Here is a 24584-nt window from a genome sequence, read left to right on the forward strand (position 1 = left end):
TCCGCGTCGTCCCTACCCCGCGCCAATGAGCGACGCCGCATCGGACGACGCCGACTACTCGCTCCCCGACGACCTCCCGGCGGTCCGCGACGCCCTGATTTCGTGGTACGAGGCCGACCACCGCCAGTTCCCGTGGCGCGAGACCGACGACCCCTACGAGATTCTGGTCTCGGAGGTCATGAGCCAGCAGACCCAACTCGGCCGGGTCGTGGAAGCGTGGGAGGCGTTTCTCGACCGGTGGCCGACGCCCCAATTGCTCGCGGACGCCGACCGCGCCGACGTGGTGGGGTTCTGGACCGACCACAGCCTCGGCTACAACAACCGCGCGAAGTACCTCCACGAGGCCGCCGAGCAGGTAGTCGAAGAATACGACGGCGAGTTCCCGGAGTCGCCCGAGGAACTCCAGAATCTGATGGGTGTGGGCCCGTACACCGCGAACGCGGTCGCCTCGTTCGCGTTCAACAACGGCGACGCCGTGGTAGACACCAACGTCAAGCGCGTCCTCCACCGCGCCTTCGACGTGCCCGACGACGACGCGCTCTTCGAGGAAGCCGCCAGCGAAGCGATGCCCGAGGGCCAGTCCCGCGTCTGGAACAACGCCATCATGGAGTTGGGCGGCGTCGCCTGCGAGCAGTCGCCGAAGTGCGACTCTGCGGGGTGTCCGTGGCGCGAGTGGTGTCACGCCTACGAGACCGGCGACTTCACCGCGCCGGACGTGCCGACCCAGCCGAGTTTCGAGGGGTCGCGCAGGCAGTTCCGGGGGAAGGTCGTCTCGATTCTGAAGGAGTACGACGAACTCCCCCTGTCGAAACTCGGTCCCCGCGTCCGGGTCGATTACGCGCCGGGCGGGGAGTACGGCCGGGAGTGGCTGGAGGGACTCCTCTCGGACCTCGCGGACGACGGACTGGTCGACGTCGAAGAACGGGACGGAGACACCAGGGCCCGACTCCGTCAGTAGGTTAATTCGGGGTGAACCCACTAGGACATTTGTTACTTCATCCAGTGAGGTTCTGGAGCGGGTAGGCAGTGGCGCATCATGGACCGTCATACGAAATCCTCTGCAACGACCGGCAATGATGCGGGTATACAGGTGAGGTTTTAAGACAGTCAGATGAGTGCCACGAAACCATGGCCAATTACTACCTCGCTGTCTGTACGAACGGGCATCTCATTGACTCAGAGAAAGCAGAGGACGTGAGTGTCCAGCAAATCAAAATAGACGAACCGGTCACCTCGCAACAGGTAATCAATCCAGATTATGCGGCACCCTACGCGTACTGCCCGAACTGTGGGGGTGAAGTCCGGACAACATGCCCGGATTGTCATCATCATATCCAAACCGAGTACAATGGCCCGCCCTATCCCGGTAAGGACAGTATCCCGAGCTATTGCCATGGATGCGGCGAATCACATCCGTGGACCTCGACTGTCGAGGCGCAGAAACAACGCGATGGAGACTTCATCGATATTGATGACTCAAAGATCGATGGGCAGTTCTACCCCGCGCTCGTGTACGAAATTAACCTTTGTTATAAGACCAAAGCAGATCATGCAGTCTTAGTTCTCAACCGGAAGTTAATCGAGAGTCTAACTATCGACATCCTGCGGGCAACGAACGGCATGGAGGCGGTTGACCTCTGGTTCGATACGGAAAACAGCATCACACTTCCGCTCTCGACATTAATTGAGAATCTGAAATCACAGCGGGAGGAAATCAAGAAATATGGGCCAACGCTCGATGAAGCGTTTTTCCGGGCAGTCGAGAAGTTGAAGTACCGTGGTGATGCGTCCGCGCATTCGGTTGAGGAGCATCCCTTGCGAGGGGACTTGAAGGAGCAGTCAGAATTGGCCACGACCGTTGCAAAAATCCTGTTCCGGCTCCGAACAGAAGCCAAAACCGCTCATCGGAAATAATACAACCAAACCTAAATGTCGAAAAACTCGTCGCCCGCCTCCGTCGCTGAGTCCGGTTCGACCGCTCGTTTCGACCTGTAACTGAAGCGCCTGCTTCACCCTACCGAAAGCGTTTATCCCGACCCGTGGAACGACCGTCCATGACCCTCCGCCGCCGCGAAACGCTCGCGCTGTCCGGCGCGTTCCTCGCCGGACTCGCGGGGTGTACCGGAAGCGACGACCCGCAGACGACCGGAACTGCGACCGACACGACCCGCGACACGTCTACGTCCGCCGAGCCGGCGACCGAGACGACCACCGAATCGCCCGGTTTCGACGACCTCGACGCGCCGTCGTTCCCGCAGATCGACCCCGCGACCGACCCCGAGATTGCCGAGGATCTGCTCGCCGACCAGATTCGGGGCAACGTCGCGTTCGCGCTCGACCTGCTCGAAGTCCTGCGCGACCAGCGGGACGCGCCGAACTGCTGTTACTCGCCCTACAGCGTCTCGGTCGCGCTGGCGATGACGTACGCCGGGGCGCGCGGCGAGACGGCCGCGCAACTGGCCGACGCGCTCCACTTCGTCCTCGACCGCGAGGACCTCCATCCGGCGTTCGCGTCGCTGGCGGCCGAGTTCGAGCGCCGCAACGCCGACGGGACGGAAGCGAACGTCCGGACGGTCTCCGGCGACGACGGCGAGGACCCCGGCCCGGCCTTCGAACTCACGACGGCGAACGCCGTCTGGGGACAGGAGGGCTACCCCTTCCGCGAGGAGTTTCTGGACCTGCTCGACGCCTACTACGGCGCTGGCCTGCGACTCGCGGACTTCCGGGGGTCGCCCGAGACGGCCCGGAAGCGAATCAACTCGTGGGTCGCCGACAACACGGGCAACCGAATCGAGGACCTGCTCGTGCGCGGGTCCATCGACCAAACTACTCGCCTCGTGCTGACGAACGCGGTCTACTTCTCGGCGCGCTGGAAGGTGCCGTTCTCCGAGGAGGAGACCGAACCGCGCGAGTTCACCGCGCTCGACGGGACGACGACCGAAGTGCCGACGATGCACCAGTCGATAGAGGTCCAGTACGCCGAAATCGAGGGGCACCAGTTGGTCGAACTCCCCTACGCCAACGAGGCCACGAGCATGGTCGTCGTCCTCCCCGCCGCGGGCGAGTTCGAGGACTTCGAGGCGTCGCTGACGGTGGACCGACTCGCCACCATGCTCGACCGGACGACCGAGGCGCTGGTGGACCTCGCGCTCCCGAAGTTCAAGGTCGATTCGTCGGTCGGCCTCGTGGAGGCGCTGAAGTCCCTCGGCGTGGAGCGAGCGTTCGGCCCCTCTGCCGACCTGAGCGGGATGAGCGCGGAGGAGGACAGCGGTCTCTCCGTCAGCGACGTCCGCCACCGGAGCGTCGTCTCGGTGGACGAGCGCGGGACCGAGGCCGCGGCCGCGACGGCGGCGATAATCGCGGAGGACGCCCCGCCGAGGCAGGTCGAGATGCGCGTGAATCGTCCGTTCCTGTTCTACGTCCGGGACCGCCCGACGGAGACGCCGCTGTTCGTCGGGCGCGTGACCGACCTCTCCGGGGCGTGACCCACTTCTTCGGGACGTGATGTTCGGTCCCACAGAAAATAGCGGACAGCACCGCCCGCCCCTGACCCGGCGCATCGGCGTTCCTCCGAGCAAGCAAATCCCTAGTTCTCTTCACGAAGCGAACCCGATGCGCCCGCCGTCTGCGAAGTTCGCTTCGTTCACGTTCTCCGACCGCGTTCGCTACGGCCAGAGCCCTCTGCTCGATTTCGCCTCGCCGACGCGTTCGAGCGCGACGACGTAGGCGGCGTCGCGCCAGCTCAGGTCACGGGCCTCGACTTCGGCCCGCACGTCGTCCCACGCCGAGAGCATGTGGGATTCGAGTTCGTCGTTGACGCGTTCGAGCGACCACTGACGCCGGTTGATGTCCTGCAACCACTCGAAGTACGAGACGGTGACTCCGCCCGCGTTCGCCAGAATGTCCGGAATCACGGCGACACCGCGCTCGTTCAGAATCTCGTCGGCGGACGAGGTGGTCGGGCCGTTCGCGCCCTCGACCACGACGTCGGCCTGCACGTCGCTGGCGTTGTCCGCGGTGATGACGTTCCCGATGGCGGCCGGAATCAGCACGTCCACGTCGAGTTCGAGGACTTCCTCGTTGGTGAGCGTGTTCGGCGCGTCGTACTGCATCACGGCCTCGGGTTGCTCCTCGTGGGAGGGCACCGCGTGGGTATCGAGTCCCGTCGTGTCGTAGGCCGCGCCGTTCACGTCGCTGACCGCGACGACGTTCGCACCCCAGTCGTCGAGCAGGCGGGCCGCGTTCGCGCCGACCGAACCGAAGCCTTGGACCGCCACGGTGGCCTCGTCTACGGTCTTGTCGTAGTACCGGAGCGCCTCGCGGGCGATGATGGCGACCGAGCGACCGGGCGCCTCTTGGCGGCCCTCGCTTCCGCCGATGACCGGCGGCTTGCCCGTGACGACGCCCGGCGTCGTCTCGCCCTCCTGCATCGAGTAGGCGTCCATGAACCACGCCATCGTCTGGGCGTCGGTGCCCATGTCGGGCGCGGGGATGTCCTGTTTCGGCCCGATGGTGTCCCGAATCTCCTCGGCGAACCGCCGGGTCAGGCGCTCTTTCTCCTCGGTGCTGAGGTCTTTCGGGTTCACGACGACGCCGCCCTTCCCGCCGCCGAACGGCAGGTCCATCACGGCGCACTTCCACGTCATCCACATCGACAGCCCGACGCACTCCTCGGCGGTCACGTCGGGGTGGAAGCGCAGGCCGCCCTTGTACGGGCCGCGCACGTCGTCGTGCTGGGCGCGATAGCCCGTGTACACCTCCACGCTCCCGTCGTCGCGTTTCAGCGGCACGCCGACCTCGACCACTCGCGTCGGGTGCTTGAGGCGTTCGATGACGCCCTCGTCCACGTCGACGTGGGTCGCCGCCGCCGAGAGCTGTCGCAGCGCGGTTTGGAGCGCCGATTCGGTCTCGGAGTACTCGTCCGTCTCGGAGTCGTCGAGTGTGTTCGTTGCCATTCGTTGTACCTACTCGCAGGGCATCCGTCGATTGCGCATCGCGCTGCCACAGTCGTCGCACTCGCCGGGGTGGCTACTCGCGCTCACCGTCTCGCCGCACTTCAGGCACTCGTACTCGTAATCTGCGTCCGCGTCGTAGTCTGGGTCGCGGGTTTTCATTCGGTAAATATTGCTAAACGGCTCCCCGAACATGGACTGTCTCGTTGAATAGTAACCCGTACCCCCCGGACGCGTTGTTTACTATTCAACCCCTGAGGGCCGCGCCCGGTTCTCGAACAGTGACGCGAACAGTTTCCGCTCGATTCGCCGAACGTGGTCGTAGAACGCGGTGTGAGAGATGTCCAGCATCTCGGCCACTTCCCGACCGGTCACGTCGCGCTTCGAGTCGAAGAACCCCGCGTGGTAGGCCATCTGAGCCACCTCCAACTGTCGCTCGGTGAGGTCGTCCACGAGTCGCCCGGTCCGCCCGCGCGTGTCCAGCGCCCGCGTTCGCTCGCGCTGCGCGACCGGTTCGGCCCCGTCGTACGTGTTCGAGACCACCTCGTCTATCGAGCGCGTCGTCACCGAATCGGGAACGTCCACCGTCAACGAGACGCCCTCCGGGGTCGCCTCGAAGCGCCGGAGAACCGCCCCGTGGTCGGCCAGCACCGCGGTCACGAACTTCTCGCGCAGGCGGAGACCGACCAGACCGCCCTCGTCGGTCTCCCGAATCGACTCCGCGTCCGCGACGCCGACCGATTCGTCGGCCGCCGCGACCACGCGGTCGGGCGGCGCGCCCTCGACGGTGGCGAACACGAGCGTCGTCCCGTCGTCGCCCGTTACGTCGCCCTCGACCGCTATCGTCGCCCCGGTCTCGCTCGCGAGGCGGGCGAGGAGCGCGCTCGGGTCGGCGACGCGGTATTCGAGTTCGAACACCGTGTCGCTCTGGAGCGCCTCCTTGCGCTGGACCGCGTTGATGGCCGACGCCACGGTGTCGCCGAGTTCCCGGAGGACCGACCGAACCATCTCGTCGAAGGCGTCGGGGCTGTCGGCGTAGACGGTCAGCGTCCCGAACAGCACGTCGTCGTACGCCAGCGGAATCGACAGCACCGACTGGAAGTCCCGCGACACCGCCTCCTTCCCCCACCGGCCGGTCCGGAGGTGTTCGGCGACGTTCGAGACGAGCGTCGCCTCCCGGCGCTCGGCGGTCCGGACGCTCGGTTCGACCGTCTTCGGGTCGCCGTCGAACTCCAGTGGCACGGCGTCGAGGTACCCCTGTTCGGCCCCGGCCCACGTCCGGGGTCGGAGCGTCCGGTTCAGCGCGGTCGTCCCGCCTATCCACGCGAACCGGAAGCGGTCGTCGGCGGTCAGTCGCTCGCAGACGGCCGTCTCTATCTTCTCGCGGGACTCCGCGCCGACGAGCGCTTGGTCTATCTCCCGGATGAACTCGTTGACCCGGTTGAGCTGCGAGAGCCGCTCGTTCTGGCGCTGGAGTCGCCGGTCGCGCTCCCGGAGTTCGCCGTCGCGCTCCACCCGGTCGAACGCCGCCTCGGTCGTCGCGGCCAGCAGTTCCGCGACCTCCTCGGCCACCTCGTCGAAGGTCCCGTCGGCGGCGGCCGCGACGAAGACGCCGTGGTCGCCCAGCGGCACAGCGACGTAATCGCCGAGCGTCGAGAACGGCGACCGAGGAACGCGGTCGGGTCGGTCGCCGCGGCCAGCTCCGTCTCCGTGGTCGGTCCGGTCCGTGATGCCGGTCCAGTCCGTAGTGTCGGGTCGGCTTCCGCGGCCGGTCCGACCACTGAGGTCGCACGTTCGCGTCTCGTCCTCCACGAAGGCGCGGGTGACGGGGCTGTCGCGGTCGAGGCGCAACTCCGGGAGCACCCCTACGAGGTCGGTGAACTCGTCGGAGACCGCCGTCGGGTAGAGGACGTTCTCCTCGCTGTCGAACCGGTAGAGCGCCGCGGCCGCGGGCAGAATCGAGTCGGCGTCCGTCACCACGCGGTCGGCTATCTCCGACTTCGTCTCGGCGTACAGCAGGTCCCGGCTGGTCCGGTGGAGTTGCGTGAGCGCCCGCTCGCGTTGCTTGCGCTTGGTGATGTCGCGGCAACTGTAGAGGGTCGTCCCACCCTGAATCGAGACCTGCCGGACGTTGACCAGCAGGGTGTGTTCCCGGCCGTCCTCGTCGGTCGCGGTACACTCGATGTTGGTCAACACGCCCTCGGCGTCGAGTCGGTCGGGGTCGAAGAGATCCTCGCCCAGTAGCTCGTCGATGGTCCCGAGACCGTGTATCTCCTCGGCGCTGTAGCCGAAGATGAAGTGGACGTTCGGGCAGACGTAGGTGAACTCGCCGTCGTCGTCGGTGACCAGCACGGTGTCGGTCATGTTGTTCAGCGTGACGCGGTGGAGTTCCTCGGACTCGCGCAGTTCCTCCTCCAGTCGGACGCGCTCGGCGACTTCCCGGCCGGCCACGACGAGACGGCCGACTTCCTCGTCGGCAGCGTCGAGACGGTCTGCGTCGTCGTCGGCAGCGTCGAGGCGGTCTGCGTCCTCGTCGTCGAGGCGGTCCGCGTCGCGGTCCTCGCCCGCGACCGGCCGGACCGTGAACTCGAATCTGGCTTCGTTGCCGGTTCCGCCGTCGCTCGCTCGGCCGGTCCCGTCGCCGCTACCGCCCGGCACTCCCGCCTCGAACTCGGCGTACTCCCCGCGGCGCGCGCGGTGAATCGCACGCTGGAGGTCCCGCGACGAGTCGTCGGTCCACGGGAGACCCCAGAATCGCTTGCCGAGGACCGCCTGCTCGTCCCGGCCGAGCGCGTCGAGCGCCCCCCGGTTCACGCGGCGGACCGTCCCGTCGGCGTCGAGGACCGCGCTGAACTGCTCCGGCGTGGCGAAAAACGACTCGAACTGGTCGGCGCGCTCGCGCCGGCGGCGCTCGTCCGCGCCTCGCTCGACGGCTTCCCGGCACCGACGCCGGAGCGTCTCGCCGTCGGCGTCCGCCGGGAGGTAATCGGCGACGCCCGCCGCGATGGCGTCGCTGGCGAGCGATTCGCTCCCGTCGGCCGGGACCAGCACGAAGGGGAGGGCGACCCCGTGCGACCGGAGCGCGTCCAACAGGTCGAGACCGGTCTCGCCGTCGAGCCGTCCAGCACTGACCACGCAATCGACCGCGGTGCGTCGGTCGGTCGCCGTCCCGACCGCTTCCTCGACCGTCTCGACGGTCTGCACGGCGAACGCGTCGTCCGCGGCGAACGCCGAGCGAAACTGTTCGCGCCATCCGACCGGTCCCGCGAGGAGGACGCGAAGTCGTCCGTCGGACGGTCGCGGTGCCCGAGTCGTATCCATCGGCGCGACGTAGCGGCCGCCGACCCAAGAGTCTTCGCTGTCGCCGACGCTCGTCCGTACCTATTTGTCGCTCGCTTCCGACGGGAGTGGTATGCCGGACACGCCACACGTCGTCGCAATCTGTGGCAGTTTGCGAGACGAGAGCGTCACCCGCGTCGCGCTGGAGACCGCGATCGAAACGGTCGAAGACGAGGGCGGCGAGGCCGAACTGCTCGACCTGCGCGAGTACGACCTGCCCGCGTACGACCCCGACACCGACGACGCCGACGCGGGCGACGCCGACCGACTCAAACGCGAGGTCCGGGCGGCCGACGCCATCCTGCTCGGGTCGCCGATGTACCACGGGTCGTACTCGTCGGTGCTGAAGACTGCCATCGACTACTGCGGGTTCGACGAGTTCGAACACAAGACCGTGGGTCTGCTCGCGGTCTCGGGCGGGAGCTTTCCCATCACGGCGCTCGAACACCTCCGGTCGGTCTGTCGCGCGCTCGACGCGTGGGTCCTACCCCATCAGGCCGCGGTCCCGCGCTCTCACTCGGCGGTTCGAGACGGGACGTTCACCGACGAGACGGTGGCCGAGCGCGTCCGGGAACTCGGCCGCGAGGTCGTCCACTACGCCAACATCGAACCGGCCCCGCCGACGATGGAGAGCGAGGAGAACGTCGGTGCGGTTGACTGAGGTTTAAACCGACCATCCCTGCCCCTTCCGCAGGTCCCTTCCCCGTGGTCGCCCTTACTGGAACTATGCCGGAGACGAACCGCAAGTACCTACTGGCGAAGCGTCCCGAGGGCAAACCCGACCGCGACACCTTCGAGTTAGTCGAAGAGGATGTGCCGGACCCGGACCCCGGCGAAGTGCTGGTCCGGACGCTCTACCTCTCGGTAGACCCCTACATGCGCGGCCGGATGGACGCCGGAGAGTCGTACGCCGACCCGTGGGAGGTCGGCGACCCGCTCCGGGCCGGCGTCGTCGGCGAAGTCGTGGAGTCGAACGGCGCGGGCTTCGAGGCGGGCGACGTGGTGGCGGGAGACCTCCACTGGGCCGACTACGCGACCGCTCGGGGGAGCGACCTCCAGTCGGTGAATCCCGACCTCGCGCCGATTTCGACCGCGCTCGGCGTCCTCGGGATGCCGGGTCGGACCGCCTACTTCGGCACCCGCGAGGTCGCCAAGCCGAAAGCCGGCGACACGTTCGTCGTCACGGGCGCGGCCGGGGCGGTCGGGTCGGTCGCCGGCCAAATCGCCAAGCAGTCGGGCGCTCGCGTCGTCGGCTTCGCGGGGTCGGACGAGAAGGTCGCGTTCCTCGAAGACGAACTCGGCTTCGACGCCGGAATCAACTACAAGGACACCGACGACTACCGCGCGGCGCTGGACGAGGCCGCCCCGGACGGCGTGGACAGCTACTTCGACAACGTGGGCGGTCCCATCACCGACGCCGTCTTCTCGAAGCTGAACGTGGACGCGCGAGTCGCGGTCTGCGGCCAGATTTCGCTGTACAACGCCGAGGAGATGCCGACCGGACCGCGAAAGCTCGGCAAGCTCATCGAGACACGAGCGACGGTCGAGGGCCTGCTCGTGGGGGACTTCGCGCCGCGCTTCGAGCAGGCGACCCGGCAACTCGGCGAGTGGGTCGCCGAGGGAGAGATTCAGTACCGCGAGACGGTGACGGAGGGCTTGGAGAACGCGCCCGACGCCTTCCTCGGCCTGTTCGAGGGCGAGAACATCGGCAAGCAACTCGTGCAGGTCGGCGAGCGCGAGGAGTAACTTATTCTTCGGCGACGACTTCGACGCGCTCGCGCAACCACTCGGCGGCCGCCGCGACCGTCTCGGAGTCCGACCCCGACACCTTCAGTCGGTTCCGTGCGTCGGTGGCGGGGTAGCTCCCGACGGTCACGTCGAACTCCTCGCGCACGCCGGCAACCGCGTCCAGCAGGGAGGCCTCCGGTTGGGGCGTGTAGAGCGTCGCCGAGACCACGTCGCCGCCGAACTCGTCGGCGACCTGCTCGAAGAGCGCCTGCATCTCCGTCGGGACGCCGGGGAACGCGTAGACGTTTTCGAGGACGCAACCGGGACACAGCCCTTCCGGATTCAGGAGCGGTCTGCTCCCCTCGGGTAGTGCCGCCCACGCGTCTACGTCGAGGTCCAACTCGTGGGCCGCGACCGTCTCGGGGTTCTCGTCGCGGTACGCCGCCACGGTCGCTATCACGTCATCGCGGACGGCGTCGTCCACCGCGAGGTCGCGGTCGAACGCGTCGGCGATAGCGTCGGCGGTCACGTCGTCGTGGGTCCCGCCGAGGCCGCCCGTCACGACCACCGCGTCGAAGGAGTCGGCCCACTCGCGGACCGTCTCGGCGACGAGTTCCCGGTCGTCGGGTATCGTCAGGATGCGCGCGACCGTCGCGCCGGCGTCGCTGAGTCGGCCCGCGAGCCACGTCGCGTTGGTGTTCTCGGTGTCGCCCGCGAGCACTTCGTCGCCGACGGTGAGGATAGCGACCTCCATCGACCGAAGGGAAGTCGGCCGCAGACAAAAGGGGCGTGGTCGTGACACCGCTTTCACCCCGGAAACGACCCCTCCGAACGCTAGCCGCGCGCTCGTCACGAAAGAGACAGTAAACGATATTTTACTCCGACGCGTCATTGCTCGGTGAGAAGGTGGTAGCATGCCGGTAGTTCCGCACTACCCCTCCGACGAACCCGACCACGACAGAGAGGCACCGGACTTCGGAGAGATAGTGGACGAGATTCTGGAGCGCGGCGGCCCGTCGCCGAGACCGTCGGCGGCGTGACGATAGCCCGTGCCGTCACAGGTCGCCGACGCGAATCGGCAACCCTTTTGATGCTCCTGTGAGCGCGGAACGGACATGCACAAGATAACGAACAGCGGGTGGGTCGAAGTCGTCACCGGCTGTATGTTCTCGGGCAAGACCGAGGAGCTGCTCCGCAGGCTCCGCCGGGCCGAAATCGCCGGTCAAGAGGTCGCGGCGTTCAAGCCGTCCCTGGACGACCGGTACGGCGAGGGCACGGTGGGGTCGCACAACGGCCGCCAGTGGGACGCGACGGTCGTGGACCCCGAAGACGGCGTCTGGGACATCCCCGAGGAACTGAACGGCGAGGAGGTCGTCGCCATCGACGAGGCGAACTTCTTCTCGGAGGACCTCGTGGCGGTCTGCGAGTTCCTCGCGGACGACGACCGGCGCGTGGTGGTCTCGGGCACCGACCAGACCTTCCGGGGCGAACCCTTCGAACCCCTGCCGCGGCTGGTCGCGCTGGCGGAGTACGTGGACAAGTATCAGGCCATCTGCGCCCAGTGCGGCGAACCGGCGACTCGGAACCAGCGGCTCATCGACGGCGAACCGGCCCACGTCGAGGACCCGACCATCATGGTCGGTGCCGACGAGTCCTACGAAGCGCGATGTCGGAACTGTCATACCCTCCGGACCGACTAGAGTCGAGCAATGACCCAGTGGGTCGAGAACCCGACCGGCGGGCGCGACCGCGGTCCCGCGGCGCTCGCTCGGGCGTGGCTGGAAGTCCTCACCGGTCCCCGGCGATTCTTCGAGCGAGGTATCGCGCCGGGCGACCAAGCGCCGGGCCTCGTCTTCGCCATGACGGTCGTCCTGCTGGAGGAGGCGACCCGGTTCGCGCTGGTCCCCGGCGCGGCACCCTCCGTCGGCGGTCGTCCCGCGCTCGCGGCGCTGTTCGGTCTCGCGCTCGCCACGGTGTTCGTCGCCCCCGCGGTCCTCCACCTGACGGCGGCGCTCCAGACGGTCCTGCTGATGGCACTCGTCCGCGACCGCGCGGGCACCAGCGAGACGGTGCAGGTCATCGCCTACGCGACCGCGCCGTGCGTCCTCGCGGGGATTCCGAGTCCCACGCTCCGGGGCGCCTGCGCGCTCTACGGCGCGGTCCTGTTCTTCGTGGGCCTCCGGACGGTCCACGAGACCTCGACGCTCCGGGCGCTCGTCGCCGGCGCGATTCCCGCCGCGATAGTGTTTGGCTACGCCTTCCGAGGGTTCGCGGCCGCGAACGAACTGGTCGTCTGGAACGCCAGCGAGGTCTGTTTCCGGGTCGTGGAGTTGGGCGCAGAGGTCTGCGTGGCGGTCTGAGAGTGGGTTCTCCGGTCGTTTCGACTCACCAAATGTCTCCACCTCGGTGCGTGCTGGCGCGACCCGTCAGTGGTCGCGCCTTCAGCGCGCGAGGGATGAGTAGCGAAACGAAGTGAGCAACGCAATCGGTTGGGGAGGACGTGGCCGCCGCGGTGCCGTGCGGTTGCAGTGCGGTTGACTCCCATGCTCAAGCCTGAGGCTAGCTTCTCGTCGCGTTCCCCCTCCTCGCTACTGACGATACCCACTCCTCGCCCGTCTTTTCGCCTCGACAAACTCCGACCCGCCCACTTATAAGACCGTGCCCGACGAACTGTACGCCATGCTCAATCTCATCCTCGACGACTTCATGGTCGAGTTGAAGGACGGAGCCATCCAAAACGTCGGCCCCTCGAACAAGTCCGGGACCGCGAAACTGTTCGACGTGGAGTCGGCCGAGGCCCGCGAGTTCGGCGACAAGCGCGTGAAAATCGTCTGCGAGGACGACGAGGGCAACGAAGTACAGGTCGCGCTGTTCCCCGAGCAGGTCCGCGACATCGCTGACGACATCGAGGCGATGGAAGACGACAGCCCGGTCTTCGAGTAGGCGCTGAATTTCGGGCGTGACTGCAACAGCGACGCGGGTTATCATCGACTTCTCTGAAACCGCCCAGCACCGTCCGGCCTCGCCACCATACAGCACCGCAATCGCCGCCGCATCGCCCAGCACCGAACGGTATCTGGGTTCAACTGTCCCGGTCAACTTTAAAGTTCTCTCGCGTCCCAATCCGATGGGATGGGACACGACGAGCCCGACGATTCGCACGACCACGAGGACCCCCAGAAGGGCGACCACTACCAGCACCGGGACGGGACCGACGAAATCGTCTTCGCCGTCGAGGAGAGCCACGTCTTGGCGATTCGGGAGTATCGGCGCGTGGAGGACTTCGCGCAGGCGGTCGCGGACGCCGAGTACGTGGGCACCCACGAGGGCGTCGCGGACCTCCCGGGCGCGGAGGCGTTCGAGGAGGAGTAATTTGTCTCGATTCGGCGGGCCAGTTTCGACAACAGTTTTAGGCCGGGGCTATATTTCTCGCGTATAAGATGGGTTCGTGTATCATCTGCGGGACTCCTGCCGACGGTGCCATCTGCGACAGCCACGAGCAGGACGTCCTCTTCGAATTCGCCGGCGACAACCCGAATCAGTTGACGCCGGGACGGTATTACAGCGGAACAGTAGACGGCTTCGCCGAGTTCGGCGTCTTCGTCAACATCGGAGACCGAGTGACCGGCCTGCTCCACAAGAGCGAGCTCGACCAGCGACTCGACTCGCTCGACTGGGACGAGGGCCAGACCGTCTTCGTTCAAGTCACCGGCGTCCGCGACAACGGCAACGTGGACCTCGGCTGGTCGATTCGCCAGTCCGAACGCGAGTTCCGAGGGAAGCTCATCGACGACCCCGAGAAGGGCGCTATCCTCCCCGAAGAGGCCGATACCGACGACGCCGACGAGACCGACGACCAGCAGGCGACCACCGACGGCTCCGGCACGGTCGACCCCGCCGAACGGCAGGCGGCCGAGACCAGCGAGTCCACCGACGAGTCCGAGCCCGAGCGGGACGCCGAGAGCGAGCAGGAAACCGAGAACGAGCAGGAAGCTGAGAGTGAACAGGACACCGAGCGCGAGGCCGAGGAGACGACCGACGCCGACGAGTCTGACTCCGAACGCGCCCGCGTCACCATCGACAGCCTGAGCGACCGCGTGGACGAGCAAGTCCGCATCGAGGGCGAAGTCGTCGGCGCGCGCCAGACCAGCGGCCCGACCGTCTTCGAGGTCCGCGACGAGACCGCGACCGTGGACTGCGCCGCGTTCGTGGAGGCGGGCGTCCGCGCCTACCCCGAGGTCGAGACCGGCGACCACGTCCGACTCGACGGCGTGGTCGAGCTCCGGAACAACGAGCTACAGGTCGAGACCGACGAACTGGAGAAGCTGGCGGGCGAGGACCGCGAGGCCGTCGAGAACCGACTCGAAGCCGCGCTGACGAGTGAGGCCCGACCGGACGACGTGGACCTGCTGGCCGACCACGAGTCGGTCGCCGCGGTCCACGGCCGCATCCGCGACGCCGCCGAGGAGATTCGGCGCGCCGTCATGGAGTCCCGTCCGGTCATCGTCCGGCACAACGCCACCGCCGACGGCTACGTCGCCGGTGCCGCAATCGAGCGCGCGGTCCTGCCGCTCGTCCGCGACGAACACGCCAAGAGCGACGCCGAGTACCACTTCTTCGACCGGCGGCCGCTCGAAGGCGGCGACTACGACATGGCCGACGCGACGAAGGACGTGACGACGATGCTCGACAACCGCGAGCGCCACGACGAGAAACTGCCGCTGTTCGTCCTCGTCGCCGCGGGGAGCACCGACGAGTCCCGTGACGGTCTCGAACTGCTGGACATCTACGACGCGCCGCGAGTCACCGTGGACGCGGGCTACCCCGACGAGGGCGTGGCCGACCTCGCCGACGTAGCGGTCAACCCCTACCTCGACGGGACCGACGCGGCGGACCTGACGGTCGGCGTCCTCGGTGCGAACGTCGCGGCCCACGTCAACGCCGACGTGCGCGAGGACGTCTCGCACCTCCCGGCGGTCAGTTACTGGGACGACGCGCCCGACGACTACACCGACCTCGCCAGCGACGCGGGCTACGACGCCGACCACACCACGGCGCTCCGCGAGGCCGTCGCGCTCGAAGCGTTCTACCAGTCCTACGAGGACAAGCGCGAGCTCATCACGGACCTCCTCTTCGAGCACGAGAAGCGCGACCTCGCCGAACACGTCGGCGAGCAGTTCCGCGAGAAGCTGGAGACCGAACTCGACACCGTGGAGCCGAACCTCTCGGTCCGGGGCGCGAACGGCGTCTCCTTCACCGTGCTGGACACCGAGGCGTTCACCCACCGCTTCGACTTCCCGCCGACGGGTGTCCTGCTGGACGAGATTCACCGCCGCGAACTCGGCGCGGAGGGCGCGCCCGGCGACGAACACGTCACGCTCGGCTTCGGCGAGGACGAGATTCACGTCAGGAGCGACGGCCGGGTCAACGTCCGCGAGGTCGCCGCCGACGCCGCCGACGAGGCCCCGAACGCCGGTATCTCGGCGAAGGGCACCCGCGACGGAGCCGTCGAGTTCCTCACGGGCGAGCGCGACGCCGCGCTCGACGCCGTGGTCGAGGCCATCAGCCAGCGACTGTAGTCGGTCCGCGAAACGCCGATTCTCCTTCTCGAACTCAGACGAGTCGGACTGCCGAGTTCGCGTCGCTCGTTACTCGGAGTTCGCCTCGGACTGCCGGACGGTTTCTGCAGCGTCCGGCGCGCGCGTCCCGACGAGCGCGACGAGTCCGACGCCGACCAGTAAGACCGCGCCGAGCGCCGCCAGCATCGTCGGGAGCGCGGCGACGGCGAGCGCTCCGGCCGCGAGTTTGAGCGGTGCGACCGCGACCGACCGGAGCATCGAGACGGTGCTGAGAACCGACGCCCGGCCGCGCGACCGAATCTCGTCGTTGATGCGGCCGTCGGCGAGCGGCCGCGACGTGGCCGCGAGCGCCCGCAGGACGAAGAACAGGGGGAGCGCGACCCACGGTTCGACCGCCACCGCGAGCAGGCCGGCCGCCGCGAGGACGGGCGCGACCCGGAACCACGTCGAGACGCCGACCAGCGACTCGACGCGACCGGTTTGGCTCGCCGCGACGGCCGAGACGAACGTCAGTCCGGCGTAGACCCCGCCGAGGCGCGCGGGGTCGATGGAGAGTACCTCGACGCCGACCGGTTGGACGAACAGGAGCGCCGCCGAGACGACCCCGAGGAACAGCGACGTGACGGCCACGAATGACCGGAGTCGGGGCCGAGCGAGCGCGGTCCGCGTGACCGCGATGGCCGCCGCGACGGAGAGGTGGTCGGAGTCGTCGGGCGTGTCCCCGACGCTCTCGGCCGTCTCCTCGTGTTTCTCCGAAATATTCTCGTTAGCTTTCGGGGTCGCTGTACGTTCCTCGGCCCGCTCCGACGGCACCGCGGCGACGAGCAGGCCGACGCCCGCTATCAGCGCCGCGGCGTCCAACGCCCACGGCAGGAGGTGGCTGACCGCGTAGGCGCGACTCCCGACGAGGGCCGCGCCCGCCTGCCCCGCGAGGCCGAGCGCGCGGGCGCGACCCGAGACGCGCGCGAACTCGGCCTCGGCGGACTCGGCGGCCAGCAGTTCGTAGAGCCACGCGTCCGAGGCACCGGAGGAGAACGTCGCGCCGACCGCACGGACGACCACCGCCGCGAGGAACGCCGGGAACGAGTGGGCGAGCGCGTAGCCGACCGCGCCGACGGCACCGAGCGCGTTGGCGAGCGCGAGACCGTTCCGGCGGCCGACGCGATCGGCCAGATACCCCGTCGGAAACTCGAACCCGAGGACCGCGACGGTGTAGGTCGCTTCGAGCAGGCCGAACTGCGCGAGCGAGAGACCACGCGACTGGTAGAAGATGACGTAGATGGGGACGGTGAACGCCAGCGACCGCGAGAGGACGTAGCAGTAGAAGACGCCCACCGGACGCGACGGCAGGCGGTCTGCGAGCGCCGCGCGGATTTCGCACACGTCGGGGCGTCTCGGCATGTGGTGTGACAATTGTCACACAACGATTTGAGTCTTCTTTGAGATGTTATCCCATCACATCCGGCCGCGCAAGGCGTCGGGCCGAGCGGGCCGGTCGGCGATTCGTCCGCCAGCGACGTTTTGCCTCGCCGGGGCGTACTGCGTCCGACATGAACGCGTTCGACACGGCGATGGAACTGTACCCCTACGTCTTCCATCCGGGGGTGATGGTCGGCATCGGGGCGGTCGTCCTGATTCACTACGAGTGGGCGGAGCAGGACGCGGACCGAGCGGCGTTCGCGCGCCGTCTCGGTGCCTTCCTCGCCGCGGGGGCCTCCTCGCTCGTTCCGACTGCGGCCTACGTCCTCGTCACCGGGCAGGGGCTCTATCAGGTCACGAAGGGCAACGCGTGGCAGGTGGACGCGCTGGTCGCCTCCGGCGTGCTGTTCGCCGCCGGGGTGACGTGGCTCGTCTGGCACCGCTTCGACTGGGGGTCGCTCGTGCCGGGGTACATGGAGGCCCTCGCCGCCGCGACGGTGCCCTACGCCGCGCTCTCGCCGTTCTGGAACTTCTCGGGCCACGTCACGATGGCGCTCGTCCCGACGCTCTACCTGACGCTGGTCGAGCGCCGGTTCTGGCCGACGCTCGCCGTGCCGGTCGTGATGGTCCCGAACCGGGTGTATCTGGGCGCTCACGACTGGGCGCAGTCGGTCGCCGCGTTCCTCGTCATCGCGGCCGTCGTGGCCGCCGCGTACTGGTACCAGACCGGCGGGGAGGTGCGCGCGGAATCGGACTCGGCGGTTTCGTAGGGATAATCACAAACTATATGTGGTCTTGAACTGCCCAAATCTTCCGAGATAGGTGTAATATGCTGGATATAACTCCAACTGCCGGAACTCCTAGTAGGAAAATGAGATGTTTTGGGACAAAATTATCGGTAGTAATGCCTTTGTAAAATAACCCGACTCCAGCAGCGATTGAGCCAGTAACAAGCAATTGAACGGCAAACCGCCAGTTCGAGGCGTAGAATTTCAGTTGTTTGTCAGTCATGTTTCGGAGTCTTTCTGGCCTAATGGGAATTAGATATACTTCAAATATCATGGCTAAAAGAACAGAATATGCTACGGTGACTCCCATGAATGCATAAGACCAACCATCCGTACCGAAATATGATAACACTATATATAGGAATATCAAAACTATGGCTCTAACTGGGAGGTGGAGAGGTTTTTTCTGAAGTATTGCATACCTATTGGAAGCGAAGAACCAAAATAAAAGGATGATTGGCATTGGGAATAGGAAACAATTGAATCCTTGCACCCCATCTCCAGCAGGTGGTGTGTAGCGATAAGCGAAATCAGCGAGCATTGCCATCAGAATAAACCCATACACTCCGATGAGAAGAAAGACAGCAGTATCTTCATATTCCTTCTCCATTTTGAGAAAACAAATCCGATGAAAGAGTTATAATTTCCGATTCGTCGTTTCCATACCGGACGCGTAGACGACACCCTTTTCCCGACTAACCGACCAAATACCACGTAATGAGTACCGAGACGCCGGACGCCACCGAGACCGAGGCGTTCGAGCGGGTTTGCGAAGAACTCGTCGAGCGCATCCTCGACGGCGACGTAGAGCGCGACGAGTTGGAAAGCGAGAAGCTGTCGGTCTGCTCGGAGCACTCCTCGCCGAAGGTGCCCAAGAACTCCGAACTGCTCGACTACGCGCCCGAGGAGCGCCGCGAAGACCTACAGGAAGTCCTCCAGAACAAGCCGGTTCGGACCGCTTCGGGCGTCTCGCCGGTCGCCATCATGACGAGTCCCCACCAGTGCCCGCACGGGAAGTGTCTCTACTGTCCCGGCGGGCCGGGGTCGGAGTTCTCCTCCTCGCAGAGCTACACCGGTCACGAACCGGCGGCGGCCCGCGGCGTCCAGAACGACTACGACCCCTACGGGCAGGTGACGCTCCGCCTCGAACAGCTGCGCGAAATCGGCCACCCGGTAGACAAGGTCGAACTCATCCTGATGGGCGGGACGATGACCGCGCGCTCCCACGACTATCAGGAGTGGTTCGTCAAGCGCGCGCTGGAGGCGATGAACGACTACGACACCGGTAAATCGCCCGAGCCCGCCGAGGGCGTCAGCTTCGCGGAGGACCCCCAAAACGTCGATTTCCGCTATCTGGAGGACGTCATCGCCGAGAACGAGCGAAACGACGTCCGCGCCATCGGCATCACCTTCGAGACCAAGCCCGACTGGTGTGACCCCGAGCAGATAAATCGGATGCTGGACCTCGGCGGCACGAAGGTCGAGGTCGGCGTCCAGACCACCTACGAGCGAATCAACCGCGAGATGCACCGGGGCCACGGCGTGCAGGCCTCCATCGACGCTAACCGGCGACTCCGGGACTCGGCGTTCAAGGTCGGCTTCCACATGATGCCCGGCCAGCCGGGAATGTCCAAGGAGATGTGTCTCGAAGACTTCCGGCGACTGTTCGAGGACGAGAAGTGGAAGCCCGACTACCTGAAAATCTACCCGACGCTCGTCGTCCGGGGCACCGCGACCTACGACTGGTGGCACCGCGACGAGTACGAACCGCTCCAGAACGAGGAGGCCGCCGAGTTGGTCGCGGAGATCAAGTCGATGATTCCGAAGTACACCCGCCTCCAGCGCGTCCAGCGCGACATCCCCGCGGACTTCATCGACGCCGGGGTCTGGAAGTCGAACCTCCGGCAGTTGGCCCGGAAGAAGATGGACGACCACGGCTGGACCTGCGACTGCATCCGGTGTCGCGAGGTCGGGATGAACGACGAGGACCCCGAGAACGTCGAACTCGACGTGATGACCTACGAGGCCGCTGGCGGCACGGAACACTTCATCAGCTACGAGGACCCCGACAAGGACCTCCTGATAGGCTTCTGCCGCCTGCGCGAACCCGGAAATCCGGTGCGCCGGGAACTCGAAGACGCCGCCCTCGTGCGGGAACTCCACGTCTACGGCCCGATGGTCGAGGTCGGCGACGAGTCCTACGACTGGCAGCACAAGGGCTACGGCACGAAACTGCTCCGGAAGGCCGAGGAGTTGGCGGCCGACGCGGGCTACGGGAAGGTCAGCGTCATCTCGGGCATCGGTGCCCGCGAGTACTACCGCGAGAAGTTGGGCTACCATCAGGACGGGCCGTACGTGAGCAAGCGACTGTAATCGCCGGCAGGTGTTCTCACGCCGCTATGACAGATTCGACGTACACCTCTCCTCTGCCAGTGGCCTCATTACCGCGAGTCCGCTATCCGCCCCATGCACCTCACCCTCTTGGGCTCGGGCGGCGATTCCCAGACCCCGATGCCGACCTGCGACTGTCGCGTCTGCGAACCCGCCCGCGAGAAGGGCCGACCCCACGCCAGACTCGGCAACTCGACCTTCGTCCACGAGGCCGACGCGCTGGTGGACGCGCCCGAGTCCATCTGGGCGATGCTGAACCGCGAGGACGTGACCGACGTGGAGTACATCTTCCTCTCGCACCACCACATGGACCACGTCGGCGGCCTGCGAGTGGTCCAAGCCATCGGTCGCCCGCAGTATCCCCTCGAAGACTGGGACAACGAGGACCCCGCGACGGTCGTGATGAGCGAGACGACGTACGACCGCATCGCCGAGTCGCTCGACATCGAAGCCCAGTACGACGACCGCGGCTACGCCGAGTTCGAGTTTCTGGCGGACGGCGAGACGATGGACCTTGGAGGCGGCATCGAAGTCACGGCCGTCGGCGCACCCTTGGACCCCGGCGGTCCGGAAGACGCTGCGATGGGCTACTGCTTCTCCGAGAGCGACGCCTCGGTGCTCGTCTTCCCCGACGAGACGACGTTTCTAGACCTCGACAAGGTGCCCGACGACCTCGATTTGTGGGTCAAGGAGTGTGGCTACTTCCGGGAGACGGGCGACGGCGAACCCATCATGACCGACGAACTCTGGACCGAGGAGACCGACCACCAGACCACCTTCGACCAGACGCTCGAACAGGTCCGGACCGTCTCCCCCGACCGGACCGTCCTGACCGAAATCGAGGAGATTTACCGGCGTCGCCCCGGCGAGTACGCCGACCTCGCCGACGAGTACGCCGACCTCGACGTCGAGTTCGGGCACGACGGGATGACGTTGGAGGTCTGAAGACGGTCGCCGGGGGGCGCTCCGACTCGGTCGGAAGCGAGCTACGCGAACCCGTTCAGCCCGTGAATCTTCTTCGTGCCCTCGTTGATGGCGAACCCGCCGCCGGTGTTCGAGACGAGCGGGTCGCCGTCGAAGTGGCCGCGGCCGGCGTGGTTGAACGCGATTATTCCCGAATCGATGTTGTACGCCGGACCGCTGACGCTACCGGTCGTCCCGTCGGCCGTCGCCCAGTAGTACCCCATGTTCTTGACCTTCGCTCCCCACCCGGTGTTCCCGTTGTCGCCGCCCGCCTCGCCGCGCGCGTTGACCTCGGTGCGACCGACCTTGAGGTGGCCGTTGTAGGCGACCATCGCGTTCCCCGGCGCGTCTATCTTGCAGTCGTAGAGCGCCAGTCGGTAGGTGTTGTACGACGCGACGGCGCAGGCCTCGTTGTCCCACTTGCACGCGCCGTCGAACGTGATACCGATGGCTTGGGTCGCGCCGACGCCCCCGGTCGCCATCAGCGAGCGCACTTTGACGCTCTCGGGGTCGTCGCGGTTCCCCTTGAGTTCGACGGGGACGCGCTCGTCTCGCTCGCTCTGTTCGGCCCAGTTCGCCAGATACGGCGGCAACATCACGTGTTCGTCGTAGGTGCCCGGCCGGATGTCGATCTGGACCGGCCGCTGGATGAGCCACGGGAACTCCTCGTCGATGGCCGTCTGTATCGACTCGTAGTCGCCGCTCCCGTCGGCGGCGACCTTGACGTAGGTCTTCTCGGTGTTGATGGCGGGTCGGGTCCCGCCGAAGTTGGTCACCTCGGCGCTCCGGGACTCGCTCGTCGGATACTGGAGTCGGTGCCAGTTCGACCCGTCGGCGAGGTAGCGAGCGCCCGTGTCGGTGGCGAGGAACTTCGTGCCCTGCTTCGGTTGGTACTGGCCCCGGTTCGCCTCCTCGTCGCGTATCTCCACGTCCGTATCGAGTCGTTCGAAGTTGCGGTTCATCGGCTCGTGCCAGTTCGAACTCCCCCGCGACGGCGTGCTGTAGTCGTGGTTGGTCATGTCGGAATCTCCCCCGCGGTCGAAGACCCCGACCGCGGACGTACTCGGTCGAGTCCGCGGGGCGTTTGTAGTCTTGTTGGCTCGGTCGTCTGTGGGCGTTCTGACCTCTCTACGTTCGGTTTCGATTCGGCCCGGAATAACCTCCGGGAAACGTAACCGGGATACCGCAGGCCCTGTTTGGGCTACGTATGACCGACGTCAAGCGGGAACTGTCGAGTATCGACCTCGCCGCCGTAGTCGCGGAACTCGGCGCGTACGAGGGCGCGAAACTCGACAAGGCCTACCTCTACGACGACGACCTCCTGCGACTCAAGATGCGGGACTTCGACCGCGGCCGCGTCGAACTCATCGTGGAGGTCGGCGAGACCAAGCGCGCCCACGTCTCGGCCCCGGAGAACGTTCCCGACGCGCCGGGCCGACCGCCGAACTTCGCCATGATGCTCCGCAATCGGCTCTCGGGCGCGGACTTCGCCGGCGTCGAGCAGTACGGCTTCGACCGCATCCTCCAGTTCCACTTCGAGCGCGGCGACGAGGACACCACCATCGTCGCCGAACTGTTCGGACAGGGCAACCTCGCCGTGCTGGACGAGAACAACGAGGTCGTGGACAGCCTCGACACCGTGCGACTCAAGTCCCGGACCGTCGCGCCGGGGAGCCAGTACGAGTTCCCCGACGAGCGCATCAACCCCCTCGAAGTCGAGTACGAGACCTTGGTGGCCCACATGGACGAGTCGGACACCGACCTCGTGCGAACCCTCGCCACGCAACTCAACTTCGGGGGGCTCTACGCCGAGGAGGTCTGTACGCGCGCCGGCGTCGAGAAGGGGAAAGACATCGCGGACGCCGACGAGAGCGACTACGAGGCCATCTTCGAGGCCATCCAGCGACTCGCCGAACCGGTCCGGACCGGGAACTTCGACCCCCGCGTCTACCGGGACGACGACGTGCTGGTGGACGTGACGCCGATGCCCCTCGAAGAGTACGCCGACCGCGACGGCGAGGCGTTCGACACCTTCAACGAGGCGGTCGATTACTACTTCACCAACTTCGTGCCGGAGGGCGAGACGGAGGCCGAGCAGTCCGTCGGCGACCAGCGCCCCGACTTCGAGGCCGAAATCGAGAAGCAGAAACGCATCATCGAACAGCAGGAGCAGGCCATCGAGGGCTTCGAGCAGGAGGCCGAACTGGAACGCGAGAAGGCCGAACGACTCTACGGCCACTACGGACTCGCCGACGACATCCTCACGACGGTCCGGAACGCGCTGGACGAGGGGACCTCGTGGGACGAAATCGAGGCCCGCTTCGAGGAAGGGGCCGAGCAGGGCATCGAGGCCGCCGAAGCCGTGCAGGGCGTTGACCCCGAGAACGGCACGGTCACGGTCGAACTCGACGGCGTGGACGTGCCGCTCGACGCCGAGATGGGGGTCGAGAAGAACGCCGACCGACTCTACACCGAGGCCAAGCGCATCGAGGGGAAGAAGGAGGGCGCGCTCGCCGCCATCGAGGACACCCGCGAGGACTTGGAGGAAGTCGAACGGCGCAAGGAGGAGTGGGAGGCCGAACCGGACGACGGTGAGGATGGGGACGACGAGGACGACCACGAGGACGTGGACTGGCTCTCCCGCCAGTCGATTCCGGTCCGCCAGCAGGAACAGTGGTACGAGCGGTTCCGGTGGTTCCGGACCAGCGACGGCTTCCTCGTCATCGGCGGGCGCAACGCCGACCAGAACGAGGAACTGGTCCAGAAGTACTTGGAGGGCAACGACCTGTTCTTCCACGCGCAGGCCCACGGCGGTCCCGTCACCGTCCTCAAGACCTCCGACCCGAGCGAACCCTCCCGCGACGTGGACGTGCCCGAACGGAGCAAGCGCGAGGCCGCCCAGTTCGCGGTCTCGTACTCGTCGGTCTGGAAGGACAGTCGGTTCGCCGGGGACGCCTACATGGTCACGCCCGACCAAGTGAGCAAGACGCCCGAGAGCGGCGAGTACTTGGAGAAGGGCGGGTTCGCCATCCGCGGCGACCGCGAGTACTTCCGCGACGTCGAGGTCGGCGTCGCGGTCGGCATCTCGTGTGAACCCCACACCCGCGTCCTCGGCGGGCCGCCCGAGGCCATCGTCCCGCAGGTCGAGACCCACGTCGCGGTCGAACCCGGACGCTACGCCCAGAACGACATCGCCAAGCGCATCTATCGGGCGTTCCGCGAGCGATTCGCCGACACCTCCTTCGTCCGGAAAGTGGCGAGTCCCGACCTGATTCAGGAGTTCCTGCCGCCGGGCGGGAGTCGGATGAAGGAGGAGTAGCGGCGGCGTATCGAGGTGGCCCGCGCGAGCGCGGGCCACCTCGATTTTCCCGTCCTCCTCACACCGCACCGCGCCACGTCCAGCCACGCAAAGACTAAGCTGTTAG

General features: G+C 66.5%; 22 protein-coding genes. 15 read left to right on the top strand and 7 right to left on the bottom strand.

From position 1 onward, the window contains the following. Window positions 1-25 precede the first annotated feature (25 nt). From M0R88_RS00695 to M0R88_RS00705, 3 genes are all read left to right on the top strand, one after another. On the top strand, window positions 26-958 hold the full coding sequence (locus M0R88_RS00695) for an HhH-GPD family protein (RefSeq protein WP_248655046.1): 933 nt from the start codon (window positions 26-28) through the stop codon (window positions 956-958). Window positions 959-1128: 170 nt separating this feature from the next. After that, window positions 1129-1914 carry a DUF2321 domain-containing protein gene (locus M0R88_RS00700; protein ID WP_248655047.1) on the top strand — a complete coding sequence of 262 codons (786 nt, stop codon included), beginning with the start codon at window positions 1129-1131 and terminating at the stop codon, window positions 1912-1914. 140 nt (window positions 1915-2054) lie between these two features. After that, a complete protein-coding gene (locus M0R88_RS00705; protein WP_248655048.1) occupies window positions 2055-3485 on the top strand; it encodes a serpin family protein in 1431 nt (476 codons plus the stop codon). Window positions 3486-3665: 180 nt separating this feature from the next. On the opposite strand, the gene gdhB is transcribed toward M0R88_RS00705, so the two are convergent. The 3 genes from gdhB to M0R88_RS00720 all read right to left on the bottom strand — a co-directional run bounded on the left by gdhB (window position 3666) and on the right by M0R88_RS00720 (window position 8273). Next, on the bottom strand, window positions 3666-4955 hold the full coding sequence (gdhB, locus tag M0R88_RS00710; RefSeq protein WP_248655049.1) for a glutamate dehydrogenase GdhB: 1290 nt from the start codon (window positions 4953-4955) through the stop codon (window positions 3666-3668). A gap of 9 nt (window positions 4956-4964) precedes the next feature. After that, window positions 4965-5114: a rubrerythrin-like domain-containing protein gene (locus M0R88_RS00715; RefSeq protein ID WP_248655050.1), complete on the bottom strand. Its 150-nt coding sequence runs from the start codon at window positions 5112-5114 to the stop codon at window positions 4965-4967. An 81-nt stretch (window positions 5115-5195) separates the two neighbouring features. Beyond that, entirely contained in the window at window positions 5196-8273 is a 3078-nt protein-coding gene (locus M0R88_RS00720; protein WP_248655051.1) for a bacterio-opsin activator domain-containing protein, read from the bottom strand. A 91-nt stretch (window positions 8274-8364) separates the two neighbouring features. On the opposite strand from M0R88_RS00720, the gene M0R88_RS00725 reads away from it, so the two are divergent. Both M0R88_RS00725 and M0R88_RS00730 read left to right on the top strand, forming a co-directional pair. After that, the gene (locus tag M0R88_RS00725) at window positions 8365-8952 is read left to right on the top strand and encodes an NADPH-dependent FMN reductase (RefSeq protein WP_248655052.1); all 588 of its coding nucleotides are present in this window, start codon (window positions 8365-8367) and stop codon (window positions 8950-8952) included. A 65-nt stretch (window positions 8953-9017) separates the two neighbouring features. After that, entirely contained in the window at window positions 9018-10037 is a 1020-nt protein-coding gene (locus M0R88_RS00730) for an NADP-dependent oxidoreductase (RefSeq protein WP_248655053.1), read from the top strand. 1 nt (window position 10038) lies between these two features. On the opposite strand, the gene M0R88_RS00735 is transcribed toward M0R88_RS00730, so the two are convergent. After that, entirely contained in the window at window positions 10039-10773 is a 735-nt protein-coding gene (locus M0R88_RS00735; protein WP_248655054.1) for a competence/damage-inducible protein A, read from the bottom strand. Window positions 10774-10933: 160 nt separating this feature from the next. Between M0R88_RS00735 and M0R88_RS18635 the strand changes: the two genes are divergently transcribed. The 6 genes from M0R88_RS18635 to M0R88_RS00760 all read left to right on the top strand — a co-directional run bounded on the left by M0R88_RS18635 (window position 10934) and on the right by M0R88_RS00760 (window position 15598). Continuing rightward, complete coding sequence (locus M0R88_RS18635) at window positions 10934-11059, top strand: hypothetical protein (RefSeq protein WP_256468574.1); 126 nt, start codon at window positions 10934-10936, stop codon at window positions 11057-11059. A gap of 75 nt (window positions 11060-11134) precedes the next feature. Further along, a complete protein-coding gene (locus M0R88_RS00740) occupies window positions 11135-11719 on the top strand; it encodes a thymidine kinase (protein WP_248655055.1) in 585 nt (194 codons plus the stop codon). A 9-nt stretch (window positions 11720-11728) separates the two neighbouring features. After that, window positions 11729-12379, top strand: a complete 651-nt coding sequence (locus tag M0R88_RS00745) for a YIP1 family protein (protein WP_248655056.1) — start codon at window positions 11729-11731, stop codon at window positions 12377-12379. Window positions 12380-12698: 319 nt separating this feature from the next. Continuing rightward, the gene (locus M0R88_RS00750; protein ID WP_248656740.1) at window positions 12699-12962 is read left to right on the top strand and encodes a hypothetical protein; all 264 of its coding nucleotides are present in this window, start codon (window positions 12699-12701) and stop codon (window positions 12960-12962) included. 189 nt (window positions 12963-13151) lie between these two features. Further along, window positions 13152-13391: a hypothetical protein gene (locus M0R88_RS00755; RefSeq protein WP_248655057.1), complete on the top strand. Its 240-nt coding sequence runs from the start codon at window positions 13152-13154 to the stop codon at window positions 13389-13391. 68 nt (window positions 13392-13459) lie between these two features. Further along, the gene (locus M0R88_RS00760) at window positions 13460-15598 is read left to right on the top strand and encodes an OB-fold nucleic acid binding domain-containing protein (protein ID WP_248655058.1); all 2139 of its coding nucleotides are present in this window, start codon (window positions 13460-13462) and stop codon (window positions 15596-15598) included. A 69-nt stretch (window positions 15599-15667) separates the two neighbouring features. Here the strand turns inward: M0R88_RS00760 and M0R88_RS00765 are convergent, their stop codons facing one another. Beyond that, complete coding sequence (locus tag M0R88_RS00765; RefSeq protein WP_248655059.1) at window positions 15668-16999, bottom strand: MFS transporter; 1332 nt, start codon at window positions 16997-16999, stop codon at window positions 15668-15670. A 149-nt stretch (window positions 17000-17148) separates the two neighbouring features. Between M0R88_RS00765 and M0R88_RS00770 the strand changes: the two genes are divergently transcribed. Then, entirely contained in the window at window positions 17149-17787 is a 639-nt protein-coding gene (locus tag M0R88_RS00770) for a phosphoesterase (RefSeq protein WP_248655060.1), read from the top strand. Between the two features lie 13 nt (window positions 17788-17800). Here the strand turns inward: M0R88_RS00770 and M0R88_RS00775 are convergent, their stop codons facing one another. Further along, window positions 17801-18415 (bottom strand): hypothetical protein, encoded by a 615-nt coding sequence (locus tag M0R88_RS00775; protein ID WP_248655061.1) that lies wholly within the window; start codon window positions 18413-18415, stop codon window positions 17801-17803. 107 nt (window positions 18416-18522) lie between these two features. On the opposite strand from M0R88_RS00775, the gene M0R88_RS00780 reads away from it, so the two are divergent. Together M0R88_RS00780 and M0R88_RS00785 are read left to right on the top strand one after the other, a co-directional pair. Beyond that, on the top strand, window positions 18523-20178 hold the full coding sequence (locus tag M0R88_RS00780) for a tRNA uridine(34) 5-carboxymethylaminomethyl modification radical SAM/GNAT enzyme Elp3 (RefSeq protein WP_248655062.1): 1656 nt from the start codon (window positions 18523-18525) through the stop codon (window positions 20176-20178). Window positions 20179-20271: 93 nt separating this feature from the next. Next, entirely contained in the window at window positions 20272-21141 is an 870-nt protein-coding gene (locus M0R88_RS00785; protein ID WP_248655063.1) for an MBL fold metallo-hydrolase, read from the top strand. Between the two features lie 41 nt (window positions 21142-21182). On the opposite strand, the gene M0R88_RS00790 is transcribed toward M0R88_RS00785, so the two are convergent. Beyond that, window positions 21183-22178 (bottom strand): hypothetical protein, encoded by a 996-nt coding sequence (locus M0R88_RS00790; protein WP_248655064.1) that lies wholly within the window; start codon window positions 22176-22178, stop codon window positions 21183-21185. 188 nt (window positions 22179-22366) lie between these two features. Here M0R88_RS00790 and rqcH point away from each other — a divergent pair, with 188 nt between their 5' ends. Further along, entirely contained in the window at window positions 22367-24478 is a 2112-nt protein-coding gene (gene rqcH, locus M0R88_RS00795; protein WP_248655065.1) for a ribosome rescue protein RqcH, read from the top strand. The last annotated feature ends 106 nt before the right edge of the window (window positions 24479-24584 follow it).

Source organism: Halorussus gelatinilyticus, assembly GCF_023238445.1.
Taxonomy (GTDB): domain Archaea; phylum Halobacteriota; class Halobacteria; order Halobacteriales; family Haladaptataceae; genus Halorussus; species Halorussus gelatinilyticus.